Below are 12,262 nucleotides of genomic sequence, written 5' to 3'. Positions count from 1 at the left end.
AAATTTTTATTTCCCCAGCGATCCTCGCTTTTTCCGGCCTACAGATCGATCCTCCCTCTAGTCTACAGAGGATATGGATCATGAAGAATATGATCGCTTCTCAAAAGAAGGGGAATGTGGAAATGGGCTTGAATTACCATAATCTGATGGAGGATATCGTGCTGCAGCATGTAGATAGGATCTTGGAGGCGGACGGCTGCTGCTGCTGCGACATCTGTAAATCTGATGTGATCGCCTATGCGCTGAACCATCTGCCTCCGCAGTATGTGGTGACGGATACCGGGCGTATGATGGTCAAGCTGAAGAATTGTGACTCTCAGAACCGCACAGATGTGCTCGCCGCCCTCAGCAATGCAGTCAAGCTGATCCGGGACAACCCGCGTCATTGACACAGCAGGCCCCGCCATATTGGTGGGGCCTGCGACTGCCTAAAAGTGGCGGAGTCACTTTTAGGGCAGCATCAAACGTTATCCGCCGCCTGTGGGCGCCGGACCTCCGCAGGAGCGCTTTTTTGACAAACTGAGGCCCCCCGCCATATTGGCGGGGGGCCTCAGGCGCTCTCAGCTCTTCCGGTTGATAGACCTTGCCTGCAGGTTAAAGATATCCCTGCACAGCTGGTCCTCCTGCCCCGGACGCAGGTCATAAAAGCTGCACCCATAAGAATACCAGCCCTTTCCGGCATCTATCCGCTCCACCCTCCGCACCAGGCAAAGCAGGGTATAGAGCTCCCCCTCCTGCCTCAACCGAAATCCAGACAGCTCCAGCACTTCCCCCTCTATATACCGGCCCTGACTGTAAAATTTCACCCCGCTGATGCTTATATCGACCAAATTGCAGGGCTGCTTTCTCCCCTCCCGGTCAGTCAAAATGCCGCGGCCTCTCACCATCTGTCGGAAGTTCTCTCGCCTCTCCGGCCCAGATACAACGTTCTCCAGTTCGATCCACCAGTGGTCCGCTGCGTTCCGCTCCACCTGTCCATAGGCGATCATCACCTTGCCCTGCTCCTGTCCCATATAGATGTGTACCTTTACCGGTTCATGGTATAAAACACCCCCGGGAGTTCCCTCCCCTTTACGCAGCTCTGCACAGAGCCGGCCGCCTGCCCTGTCGTATTCCTGTATCCTCCCCACAAAGAGAAGATGATTTTCCCGGGTCAGCACCTCGCATATCGCGCCCAAAGCACTGGAGAGGTCCTCTTCATATTTGGGGCTCATAGCCTCTCACCTTCCATTTTCCTATTTCCAACTCAGAATATCTTCTTTTTTCTGCGACTCCAAAACCTGACGCATTTCTTCCCACTCCAGAGGCTTGTAGAAATAAAATCCCTGGATAAAGTCGCACTCTGTCTGGCGGACGATATCCAGCTCCTCTTTTGTCTCTACGCCCTCTACACAGACTTCCTTTCCGAACTGATGGCAGGCGTAGACCACGCTCATGATAAACCTCATCTTTTCCTTGGAGGTAGTGATCTCCCGCATCAGAGTCCGGTCCAGCTTGATCAGGTCAGCCGGATACTGCAGAAGAAGCTGCAGCCCGGAGTAGGCACTTCCAAAATCGTCCAGAGCAAACCGTATCCCGATCTGCTTGCACTGCCGGATAAAGCGCTGAAGATGCTCCGGCATCTCGTCAAAATGGGTCTCTGTCAGCTCGATCAGCAGATTTTCCGCCGGTATCTGGAAGCGCTCCATGGTATCTTCTAAAAAAGGGAAAAACTTTTGATCCATGATCTGGAGATAGCTGACATTGACCGAGAGCCGGAAATCCGGCTGATACTTCAGGATCTCCTTCCCTTTCCGCATGGTCTCCTCCAGAATCCATTTCCCTACCGGAGCAATCATTCCCGTCTGCTCCAGTATCGGGACAAATTTGGAAGGTGATATCTCTTTCCCCTCGTTCTTCCAGCGCAGCAGCACCTCACCGCCGAACATCCGTCCGTTTTTTGTCTCTACCTGGGGCTGGATCACAATGCGGAAGCCTTGGAACCCATGTTCAATGCATGCATTCAGAGCCATGCTCATGTCGGTATGCTCCTGATAGGTCTTTGTCATATGGGACGAAAATTCAAGATAATCCAAATCTGGGAACGCTTTTGCTGTATGGGCTGCCGTGATCACATTGTCGACCAGCTCCTGGGCCTCTCTCTGTCCCGCTGCGCTGTGGAGCACCCCAATGGCACAGGGGGAAACAACATGGATCTTATATTTTCTGAATATGTCTTTTATGATCTTTTGGATCGATGCCACCGCCCCTTCCGGCTCCAGCACCGTTTGAGAGACTGCCAAAAAACGCGCTCCGTCTATCCGATAAAAATAGAACTGCACGCCCAGATTCCGCTCCAGCTGCCAGCCGATCTCTTTCATCACCGCGTCTCCAATGTCCCGGCCAAAGACGTGGTTAACATCGGAAAATTTTCGGAGCACGATGCACATCAGCATTGTCTCGATCCCAAGCCTGTTGAACTCCGAGATCCGCTTCAGGGCAAGGGAAAGGTTGAGCAGTCCGGTGATCGGATCCACCTCCGACTCATTTTTCAGGCTGACCATGCTCCCGGAGAAAAACAGCGGCTCTGTCTTATCCTCATTCCACTTCATGATCCCCCGGCAGTGCAGCCAGGTCAGCTCTCCATTTTTGTCATAGATTCGATAGCGGACGCTGTGACTCTCCCGCTTTTCCCTGAGCATGGCCCTCGTATCCTCGACATGCATCTGCTGGTCCGGCCCATAGATGCGCTGCTCCAGCAGCGACACAAAATTGGGAACAATATTCCCCGGGAAGCAGAAGTCCTCCTTTAAATTGTCGGAAATATAATATAGATTTTTCCTCATATCTCCGAAATAGATATAGAAGGAAGAGCCCGTCATGGTCAGCGATTTCAAAAAGGAGGTCACATCAAAATAGCAGTCCCTCACAAAGGCATGGAGCGCATCCTGACTCTGCACAAGCTCCCTGTCATCATGCTCCACCCGGTGCTCTTCCAGTCCATCTGTCAGGCCGCACAGGCGGTAATATGTCCGTTTATTCTCGTACATATTTTCGTCCGCCTCATTCATCAGGTCATTGAAGCTTTTTCCGCCGGCCTGACACCAAGCGCTTCCGATGGACAGCCAGCAGCGGCTGGATACCGCCGCCGCTTTCAGCTGCTCCACACTCTCCTGAAACTTCTCCCTGCCTACCCCTTCCCGCACCACCAGAAACTCGTCCCCGCCCATGCGGAAGATCTGGTCCTCAGGAAACATCCCTCCTAAGACCTGATAGGCTTGTATGATCGTTCGGTCCCCGCTGGCATGCCCAAACCGGTCATTGACCCGCTTCAGGCCGATCAGATCACAGTAGATCAGCCCCATGTCCCGCTCCAGATGTGCTCTGGCTAAGTAGGAATTGAGCGCGTACCGATTCATCGCGCCAGTCATCTGATCACGAAAGCTGATCTGCTCCAGATTCCGGATCAGGTCCCTCTGCTGTATGAGAGAGACAATAAAATGAGACAGGATCTTGCACATCTCCGCCACTGCGCTCATCTGTTTCTCTGGTGGGTCGTCTATGCGCACAAAGCCGACTACCTCCGCTTTGGCCAGAAGCGGGATCAGGATCATACGCCGGACCTGCTCTGGAGACAGCACCTTAGACAGCGCCGGCATATCCCGGCACAGCTTTTCCATATCTGTCAGCAACAGCGGCTCGTTATGAAAAAATGTTTCATACCACTTTGTCACGGGTTCCGCGACACTCAGCTCCAGCAGTTTTTTCTCCGGCGCCTTCTCCGTCCTGCTCCAGCTATAGGTGTTGAGCAGCCATTTTCGCTCCCTGCTCTCGTAGATCATCACTGCATTGCAGGAAATATGGGTCCCGAGATAATGGAGCATGAAGCTTAATGCCTCATCCATGTCTGTGACGGCACGCACCTTCAGAAAGCACTCATTGATCAGCTCTTCATAATGACGCACCGCGGCAAGATCCAGCTTCTGCGCTTCCTGCTTTTCCTTCTCCACATCCATGGCAAATTCCATGCGGTACTGTCTGCCCTCGTACTCAACGATGGTGTCCTTGATCCGATAGGGGGCTTTGAGCAGAGGATTTCGATAGGTCCATTCAATGAATTTACCTTCCTTCAGCTGTGAATTTGTACAGAATGGACATGGCTCTCTCCTTCCCTGCAAAACCTCATAACACTTTTTTCCTGCGTAGTTGTCCTCATCCTCGATTCTAAATACGGAGCGGCCGTACCGGTTCAGGTACACCAGCTCATAGGTCTCTACATCCGCCACATAGAGGATCTCTTCCAGGTCCTCAAAGTGCTCCCAAACTGGTATCATGTCTCTTCACCCTCACACTCGACTTTCCACTGCAGCAAAAAACCGGGACGGCTGACCCCCCTGTTCTCTGTCAGCCGTCCCAGTCCTGTCAGGTCCCGCGCTCCTCCGCCAGGCCCGCCTCCAGCTGGCTGGGCTCCGGACGTGTGATTTCGTTCCACACCCGGTTTACTTCCTCCATACAGCTGAAATAAAGGCTGGTCAGCAGGTTGGTCGGGATACCCAGCCCCTCCGCGAGTTCGTCAATTCTTGCCCAGTTGGCTCGCTCGTAGGACAGTGCCAGATCATAGAGCATACCGCACCGCCCTGTGTGATGCAAAAGCCCCTCCTTCGCCTCTGCGCACAGGGGGATCTGCTCCAGGATCTCTTCCAGCGGTGCGTCGATCAGATAGTTCAGAGTAGAAAACATCCCCATCAGATATGCCTCCGGCTTGGAGATGGGCATGTCTTTCGCATAGTTCATCAGGTTGCTGCAGAAGCTTGCTCTCATAAAGGACAAGCGCAGGAATTCCTCTGCTCCCTCTTCCATCTGGTTTTCTGCATTGCTTGCGCTCAGCAGATAGACCCACTGCTTCAGTTCGCTCAGTCCCATGGTCATGATGGCCTGACGCACAGTAGCCACCTTGTGTCTCAGGGCAAAATAGCAGGAATTTGCCATCTTCAGCAGGCCATAGGTCAAAGTAGCATCCACCGAAATGATCTGCTCGATCTCCTCCACATCAGGCTCATCCCTGGTCACCGCCACCATCAGGCGGAAGAAATTGCTTTGCAGGTAGCCGCTGCTGTGTGTCTTTGTCCGGAGCTTCTCCGCCACATAAGTGCCCTCCAGCGCATCCACCTTCAGTTTCAGCGCCTTCTGGTAGAGCTCCTCCCGGTCTATTCCCACCGCAATGCACTTTTTCTTCATGCTGCGGGCAATTTCAATGATATTTTTCAGTGTGAGCTCTGGTGTGCTCTGAAAATTCAGCTTGATGTAGTCGATGCCATCCAGAATCCCCAGATACCGCGGCGCAAATTGAAACTCATTGACCGCGATCTGGTACCCTTCCTTCGCGTACTGCTGTACCATCCGCATAGCCAGAGGATGAATAATCACACTGTCATCGATTTGAATGACCAGTTCCGACTTGTCAAACAGCCTGGGGGTCTTTTTCATCAGCAGAGTAGTGGTAAAGGTCATAAAATTCAGGGACCCCCGAAGCAGCTTGTCTGTATTCAGCGTCAGGAAATTGTAGATGGTGTCTGCTGCGGCGAAATCGCTGGCGCCAGGACCATCTCCCCCGCTGAATGCCTGATTCTCACCATAGTACTGGATCTCATAGCCGATGATCCGGTTTTCTGCATCCTTGATCGGCTGGCGGACGATATATTTGCTGTTCATAGACTTCCCTCCTGCTTCCGTCACTCTCCACGGGCGATCAGCTGATCGATGATCCCGATCAGATGCCCAATTTCAGGCTTGCTCAGCTGTTCATCCGCGCCCACCTCTTTTCCCTTCCGGCGCATCTCCTCCGTGATCAGGGAGGAGAAGATCACCACCGGGATACGGCTGAACTCCGGATCGCATTTGATCAGCTTTGTCAGGCGGTGTCCATCCATCTGCGGCATCTCCAAGTCCGTGATGATCAGCGCCACATGTTCTCGCAGATCCGGCGCTCCCTTCCACTGCTGGAGGGCGTCCCATAGTTCACCGCCGTTTGGATACATATTTAGGTTTACATATCCGGCCTTGACCAAAGCGCTGCGGATCATCTGTGTGAGCAGGATAGAGTCCTCAGCCACCCAGATAGGAGTCTCGTTCCGGCTTCTCGGCCCCAGCCGGTCCACCTCAGAGAGCTGGATCCCTGTCTCAGGCGCGATCTCCGCCACGATCTTTTCAAAGTCCAAAATAGTGACCAGTTCCTCACCGCACTGCGCGATACCGGTGGCCACACCCTCTGGTCCCCCAGAGACGGTCTTATCCGGCTTCTGTATATCCTGCCAGGAGATCCTGCTGATCCCAACCACTGTATGAACACGAAACGCGATATGCATCTGATTGAAATTGGTGATGATGAACAGGTCCTTGTTCCCCTTTTCTTCCTCCCGTCCACTCAGATATTTGGGCAAGTCCACCACTGTGATCACTATGTCTCTGGGCTTGAAGATGCCCTCCACTGCGGGATGGGAATGGGGCATGGGATGTACAGGTGCGGACATCAGGATCTCCCGCACCTTTGCCACATTGATCCCATAGAGATTCCCGTCAATGGTAAACTCCATAATTTCGATCTCATTTGTCCCTGTTTCCAGTAATATCTCGTGGTTGCCTCGCTCTGCCATGCTGATCCCCCATTTCTGATCTCATTTAAAATTTTAGCTAGAAAATCAGTTCCGGTCTTCCATAGCTGCGGATGCATGCCTCTCCGGATTCTGCGTCGAACAGCAGCGTCCTTGCCACTGTACCGCCCACATCCTCCCGCAGGAGCTTGATGCCTTCCCTTTTCAACGTCATATGCACGCTTTCAATATTCCGCTGCCCGATATTTCCCAGGCTTCCGCCGCCCGCCACCTCAAACATACGGGCGCCTCCCGCAATTTTGGCCACCATGCGGCTGCGCCTTGCCCCTCTCGCCTCCATCTGCCGCAGGGTCTCCCGAATTCCCGTGTCCGCATACTTCATCGGTGATCTCCGCCCGGTCTCCATGTTCAGCGGCAGCATCACATGGACCAGCGCCGCCAGTCTCAGGCCGGGGTCATAGAGACAGATCCCGATGCACGACCCAAGGGCATATGTCACCAGCATCCCTTCATACTGGGCCATTTTCATATCCGCGATCCCCACCACCAACTTATCACTCATCCAAAACACCCAGCTTCTTCAACAAAAAATTTAGAGAGCGGATATCCGGTGAGAGCAGCAGGCGGCAGGGTACGATCCTGCGATTGCAGATAAAATTTGCGCCGATCGTCATAATGTAATCTGACTGACCGCCAAATTCCGCCATGGGAACGGTCAAAATCGCCCCCTGCATGTCCACCGCGAAGGCGGGCACCGTTACCTGGATGGTGAGGTCCGCTAAACCGGACAGAGCGTTGATGAACGTGGAGATCATGATGTTGCCTACTTCCACCAAGGCGGAACGGTCCAGCTCTGTGAGCTGACTGTAATCTTCGATCTCCCTGCCTACCATATGCCCCAACACCAGATTGACAAACTCTATCTGCTGCACCGAGAGCATGATCCCATTCACTTCGCCTCCCATGCGCACTACAACGCCGGCCGTAATTACCTCAGGGCCGCCGATCCAGTCAATGGCCTCGTTGTAGCCCATGATTCGGACCTCCGGCACGTCGATACGCACCTCGCACCCCAGCATGCTGGACAGTGCGGTAGCTGCGTTTCCCGTGCCGATGCTCCCGATCTCCCGGATGGTGTCCAGTTCCAAAACATTCAGCTCATCAAAATTTTTCAAGACAATTCCCCCGTCTTATCCATTCGCCAGGTTGTTCACAGTCGTCTCCACCTCATCCGCCGTGATCATCATTTTCAGCGCATAGCTGTAGGAGCGCTGTGCCTCGATCACCTTTCCGATCTCAGTGGCCAGATCCGTGTTGGATGTCTCTAAAAATCCCTGCCGGACTGCTGAACTGCCCATCCAAACATTTCCGCTTTTTTCCGTTGCCAGGAAGCGCCCTCCGTCCAGGTGCTGCAGTCCATCCTGGTATTGCACGATAAACACGCCCACAGGCTGCTCTTCCTCAAAATTTTCCATCTGGATTGGGTAGCCGCTGGAGTTCAGGACCTGGCGCCCCGCACCGTCCGTCAGATAGTAGACTTCGTGCCATTCTCCCTCCTCATCCTGCTCCTGAAAGCCTGCGGCCGCAAAGGAGCCGTCCCGGGTGAACGATATCTCGTTTTTGGATGGGTCGAAGAGGGCAAAAAAGCCGTCTCCCGCAATGGCGTAGTCCTGTTTCCTTCCAGTCTCCTCAACAGGTGCCTGACTGAAGTCTGTCGCGGTGGATACCATGCGCGTCCCGCTCCCCTTCGGAAGCTGATCCCCTCCGATCCCATTGACCATGCCGTACATCAGCGCCTGAAAGGCTGGCTTTTCTGCCTTGAACCCGCAGGTATTGACATTGGCGATATTGTTTGCCTGCACGTTCATCTTCTGCATCTGCTGCTGTGCGCCCACCGCAGCGCTGTAAAATGCCTGAATCATAAGCTCTCCCCCTCTCCGTTTACATCCGCGCCAGCTCATTGGCCGCCTTCGTCAGCAGGCCGTCGTAGAGTTTGAGTACTTGGGCCGCGCTCTGTAGCGCCCGCTCTGCAGTCATCATGGTACTCATCTCCCGGATCATATCCACGTTGGAGCTCTCGACCCACCGCCACTGAATGGACGGCTGTACTGGCTCAGCTGCCTGACCGCCGGCCCCGAACAGCCCGCTCTCATTCTTAGTCAGCTGTCCATTATCCGCAAAGGCGAATACGCCGATCTGTCCCAGGTATGCATCTCCATCTTCGGTATAGATCCGGCCGAACTCATCGGCCCGGATATCATCCGTTGTCAGTTGGAGAGGCTGTCCGTCCGGTCCCAGCACCCTGCCATGGGCCGGAAGGGAGAGATAGCCCTCCTGATCCAGCGCAAAGCTCCCTCCCCGGGTATATTCTGTGCCGTTCTCCGTCTGAATGGCAAAAAAACCCTCTCCCTGGATCGCAAAATCCAGATTGAGCCCCGTCTCCTCCGGAGTCCCCTGGGCAAAGTTTATGTAAAGCTGACTGGGTGCCAGGATATAGCTCTCTTCTCCAATTTCCTGTGCACCGCTTTTGTTCTTGTTGCCTATGCGGCTGATCAGCACTTCCTGAAAGGTGCTGTCCGTGTACTGTTCCGCCTTATAGCCTGGGGTGGTCAAATTTATCATGTTATTGGAGACCACATCCAGCCTCCGGCTTTGGGAGAGCATGCCGGAGGTCAAATTGTAAAAGCCTTTTGTCATGTTACCGCTCCGCCTTTCCACTTACTGCGCTTCCATGTATTGCTTCATGTACTGCCTCAGATGCTCGATTGCCCGGCTGTGGATCTGTGATATCCTGGGGGCGCTCACATTCAGCACCTGTGCAATTTCCTTCATGCTCAGCTCCTTCTCATAATACAGGGAAAGGACCAGCTGCTCCTTCTCCCGCAGGGATGAGATCCCCTGCTTGAGCGTCTCATGCAGCTCCTGCTCCTCGCACAGCTCTTCGGGCGGGTTCCCGCTTTCCCCCGAGATCCTCTGCCGTGCTCCCCTGCCCTGGGTATCCAGCAGCGCCTCAAAGGAAAGCAGGCCGGACACCGCTGTCTCAGAGAGCATAGCTCCATATTCCTCTCTTGTCACGCCCAGATGGTCCGCCATTTCCGCGCTGCTGGGCGTGCGCCCCATCTGCATGGACAGCTCCTCTCTGGCCCGGTTCAGACGGATAGACTTCTGCCGCACTTGACGCGGCAGCCAGTCCTGGTGTCTGGCCAGGTCTACGATCATGCCCCGCAGGCGCTTGGAGACATAGGTCTCGAATTTCACGTCCTTTGAGGGGTCGAACTTGTCCACCGCGCTGAGCAGCACCAGGATCCCCTCTTCCACAATATCATCCAGCTGGGCAAAGCTGCTGTAGATCCCCCACACCTGGGCGGCAATGGCCCGCACCATGCCTGTCATGCGGAGTACCAGCTTCCATTTCAGTTCCTCATCTCCGCTTTCCCTGTACAGAAACAGCAGCTCTTGGTTGCTCATCTGCTCCACTGCTTCCTCTGAAAGCAATTCAGTCTGCTGGGCGGCAGTCTCAACTTTTTCTCTGCACTTTTCCATCCGTGTCGCCCCTTACCTATGAAGGCTGATTCTGCTGCTGAAGTGTAATGTTGCCGATCGCCTGAATCTGCACGCTGCTGGTTATCTCGTGGAAGGAGAGCACATAGACATCAGGATAAAACTGGGCGATCATTCGGCTGAGGTAGACCCGGATAATCTGGCTGGTCAGGACGATGGGTGTCTGGGACAGGTCGTTGAACTTCTTTCTCAGCTCTCCCAGCTGCGCAATGATCTGCTGCATGATATCCGGGCTCAGGGCCAGATACACCCCGTGATCGTTTTTCGTCAGGGCAGCCAGCACTTTCTTTTCCACCTCAGCGTCCAACGTCACCACCCTCAGCTGTCCATTTTCACAGAAGCGCCGGGTAATCGTCCGGCTCAGCGCACTGCGCACCTGTTCCGTGATCATATCAATGTCACGGGTCCCGCCGCTGGCCTCCACCACTGCCTCCAGGATAGTTGCGAGATCTTTGATCGGGATGCCCTCCCGGAGCAGGCTTTTCAGGATCTTCTCCAGATTTGCATAAGAAACCACATTAGGAATGGCGTCCGCCACCAGCTCTGGCTCTGTCTGTTTCAAGTGCTCGACCAGCTGTATGGTCTCCGAACGATTCAACAGCTCGTAAGTATGCTTTTTGATGGTCTCAGACAGGTGGGTCAGCATCACCGTCAGCGGTGTGATCACAGTATAGCCGTAGATTTCCGCCATCTCCTTGTTTTCTGGCAGAATCCAGCGTGAGGGAATACCGTAGGCAGGCTCCACTGTCTCGATCCCGTCGATTTCTCCTGTGGGATTGGAGGGTTCCAGGGCCAGATAGTAGTCCACCAGGATCTCTCCCCGTGCCACTTCCTCTCCCCGGATCTTGATGATGTATTGGTTGGTTCCCAGGGATGCGCCGTCATGGAGCCGGATGGACGGGATCACAAATCCCATGTCCTGAGCATACTGCCGCCGGAAAATGACGATCCGGCTGATCAGCTTTCCGCCGCTGGCTTCGTCCACCAGAGGGATCAGGCTGTATCCGAATTCCATCTCAATGGGCTCCACAGTCAACAGGGAGTAGACATTGTTGATGTCCTTGTAGTAGTCCGCCTCGCTGGCCGCCTGGAGCTCTGGCACCGCCTCACCGGCCCTTGCGCTCTCCGCTTCCTCCATCTGTCTGGCAAGGGCCATTTTGTGATCGCTCCAGTATCCGCCTACGGAAAGGACGGCTCCCACCAACAGAAGGGGCAGGGTCGGAGTCCCTGGAAAAAGCCCCAGCATCAGAAGGATCATGCCGGTCGCCATAATAGCTCTGGGCTGGGCCTTGAACTGGCTGATCACATCGGTATTCAGGCTCCCGTCCGATACGGAGCGAGTCACGATCATTCCAGTGGCAGTGGAGATCATCAGAGCCGGAAGCTGAGACACCAGGCCATCGCCAATGGTAGCGATGGAATATACACTTAGGACCGTGCTCAGGTCTCCCCCGCCCTGTACGATTCCAATGATCAGCCCGGCTACGAAGTTGATGACCGTGATGATCAGGGACATTACGGCGTCCCCCTTGACGATCTTGGTGGCGCCATCCATGGCGCCATAAAAGTCCGCCTCCCGCTGGATCTTCTGCCTGCGCAGACGGGCCTCTTTCTCATTGATCAGGCCAGAGCTCAGATCCGCGTCAATAGCCATCTGTTTTCCCGGCATAGCGTCCAGGGTGAACCGGGCAGCTACCTCGGAGACCCGTTCCGCCCCCTTGGTGATGACAATGAACTGGACCAGTACAATGATCAAAAAGATCAGTATCCCGATGACGATATTTCCCTGGGTGATCAGATCCCCGAACGCCTTAATGACCACACCGGCGTTTCCCCCGTTCTTGAGGATCAGACGGGTGGAGGACACATTTAATCCCAGCCGGAATAGAGTCGTAATGAGCAGCAGGGAGGGAAAAATGGAAAATTCCAGCGGCTCGGAAATATTCATGGTGATCATCAGGATCATGATGGACAGCGAGATATTAAGGATCAGCAGCACATCCAGCACACTGGGATGCAGCGGGATCACCAGGAACAGAACGATGACCACCACGATCAGGGATATTGCATTGTTGAGTATTCGTCTCATATCTCTTCCTGGAGCCTACTTT

General features: G+C 54.3%; 11 protein-coding genes. 1 reads left to right on the top strand and 10 read right to left on the bottom strand.

Annotation, left to right across the window (positions count from 1 at the left end):
* The first annotated feature begins 80 nt into the window (after positions 1 to 80).
* Entirely contained in the window at positions 81 to 389 is a 309-nt protein-coding gene (locus NE584_RS08185; RefSeq protein WP_256182580.1) for a late competence development ComFB family protein, read from the top strand.
* 171 nt (positions 390 to 560) lie between these two features.
* On the opposite strand, the gene NE584_RS08180 is transcribed toward NE584_RS08185, so the two are convergent.
* From NE584_RS08180 to flhA, 10 genes are all read right to left on the bottom strand, one after another.
* Entirely contained in the window at positions 561 to 1,214 is a 654-nt protein-coding gene (locus tag NE584_RS08180; RefSeq protein ID WP_050625223.1) for a PilZ domain-containing protein, read from the bottom strand.
* A gap of 21 nt (positions 1,215 to 1,235) precedes the next feature.
* The gene (locus NE584_RS08175; RefSeq protein WP_256182579.1) at positions 1,236 to 4,313 is read right to left on the bottom strand and encodes an EAL domain-containing protein; all 3,078 of its coding nucleotides are present in this window, start codon (positions 4,311 to 4,313) and stop codon (positions 1,236 to 1,238) included.
* An 88-nt stretch (positions 4,314 to 4,401) separates the two neighbouring features.
* Entirely contained in the window at positions 4,402 to 5,691 is a 1,290-nt protein-coding gene (locus NE584_RS08170) for an EAL and HDOD domain-containing protein (protein WP_108979513.1), read from the bottom strand.
* Positions 5,692 to 5,711: 20 nt separating this feature from the next.
* A complete protein-coding gene (locus tag NE584_RS08165; RefSeq protein WP_050625226.1) occupies positions 5,712 to 6,632 on the bottom strand; it encodes a chemotaxis protein in 921 nt (306 codons plus the stop codon).
* Positions 6,633 to 6,669: 37 nt separating this feature from the next.
* Complete coding sequence (locus NE584_RS08160) at positions 6,670 to 7,152, bottom strand: chemotaxis protein CheD (protein WP_050625227.1); 483 nt, start codon at positions 7,150 to 7,152, stop codon at positions 6,670 to 6,672.
* Positions 7,145 to 7,765 (bottom strand): chemotaxis protein CheC, encoded by a 621-nt coding sequence (locus tag NE584_RS08155; RefSeq protein WP_050625228.1) that lies wholly within the window; start codon positions 7,763 to 7,765, stop codon positions 7,145 to 7,147. The genes NE584_RS08160 and NE584_RS08155 overlap by 8 nt, the downstream gene beginning before the upstream one ends.
* 15 nt (positions 7,766 to 7,780) lie before the next feature.
* Positions 7,781 to 8,512 (bottom strand): flagellar hook-basal body protein, encoded by a 732-nt coding sequence (locus tag NE584_RS08150; protein ID WP_108979514.1) that lies wholly within the window; start codon positions 8,510 to 8,512, stop codon positions 7,781 to 7,783.
* Positions 8,513 to 8,531: 19 nt separating this feature from the next.
* Positions 8,532 to 9,287 carry a flagellar hook-basal body complex protein gene (locus NE584_RS08145; protein WP_256182578.1) on the bottom strand — a complete coding sequence of 252 codons (756 nt, stop codon included), beginning with the start codon at positions 9,285 to 9,287 and terminating at the stop codon, positions 8,532 to 8,534.
* Positions 9,288 to 9,308: 21 nt separating this feature from the next.
* Positions 9,309 to 10,133 carry a FliA/WhiG family RNA polymerase sigma factor gene (locus tag NE584_RS08140; RefSeq protein WP_050625231.1) on the bottom strand — a complete coding sequence of 275 codons (825 nt, stop codon included), beginning with the start codon at positions 10,131 to 10,133 and terminating at the stop codon, positions 9,309 to 9,311.
* Positions 10,134 to 10,149: 16 nt separating this feature from the next.
* The gene (gene flhA, locus NE584_RS08135) at positions 10,150 to 12,240 is read right to left on the bottom strand and encodes a flagellar biosynthesis protein FlhA (RefSeq protein ID WP_108979516.1); all 2,091 of its coding nucleotides are present in this window, start codon (positions 12,238 to 12,240) and stop codon (positions 10,150 to 10,152) included.
* Positions 12,241 to 12,262 lie beyond the last annotated feature (22 nt).

The organism is Clostridium sp. DFI.5.61 (assembly GCF_024462915.1).
GTDB lineage: Bacteria > Bacillota > Clostridia > Oscillospirales > Oscillospiraceae > Lawsonibacter > Lawsonibacter asaccharolyticus.
Note: the sequence above shows the minus strand (reverse complement) of the source record. Positions and strands in the feature narration are given on the sequence as shown.

Excerpts from the sequence above, each read along its gene's own strand:
- NE584_RS08145 (WP_256182578.1), bottom strand. The coding sequence starts at position 9,287 with ATGACAAAAGGCTTTTACAATTTGACCTCCGGCATGCTCTCCCAAAGC.
- NE584_RS08170 (WP_108979513.1), bottom strand. The coding sequence starts at position 5,691 with ATGAACAGCAAATATATCGTCCGCCAGCCGATCAAGGATGCAGAAAAC.
- NE584_RS08175 (WP_256182579.1), bottom strand. The coding sequence starts at position 4,313 with ATGATACCAGTTTGGGAGCACTTTGAGGACCTGGAAGAGATCCTCTAT.
- flhA (WP_108979516.1), bottom strand. The coding sequence starts at position 12,240 with ATGAGACGAATACTCAACAATGCAATATCCCTGATCGTGGTGGTCATC.
- NE584_RS08150 (WP_108979514.1), bottom strand. The coding sequence starts at position 8,512 with ATGATTCAGGCATTTTACAGCGCTGCGGTGGGCGCACAGCAGCAGATG.
- NE584_RS08160 (WP_050625227.1), bottom strand. The coding sequence starts at position 7,152 with ATGAGTGATAAGTTGGTGGTGGGGATCGCGGATATGAAAATGGCCCAG.
- NE584_RS08140 (WP_050625231.1), bottom strand. The coding sequence starts at position 10,133 with ATGGAAAAGTGCAGAGAAAAAGTTGAGACTGCCGCCCAGCAGACTGAA.
- NE584_RS08180 (WP_050625223.1), bottom strand. The coding sequence starts at position 1,214 with ATGAGCCCCAAATATGAAGAGGACCTCTCCAGTGCTTTGGGCGCGATA.
- NE584_RS08165 (WP_050625226.1), bottom strand. The coding sequence starts at position 6,632 with ATGGCAGAGCGAGGCAACCACGAGATATTACTGGAAACAGGGACAAAT.
- NE584_RS08185 (WP_256182580.1), top strand. The coding sequence starts at position 81 with ATGAAGAATATGATCGCTTCTCAAAAGAAGGGGAATGTGGAAATGGGC.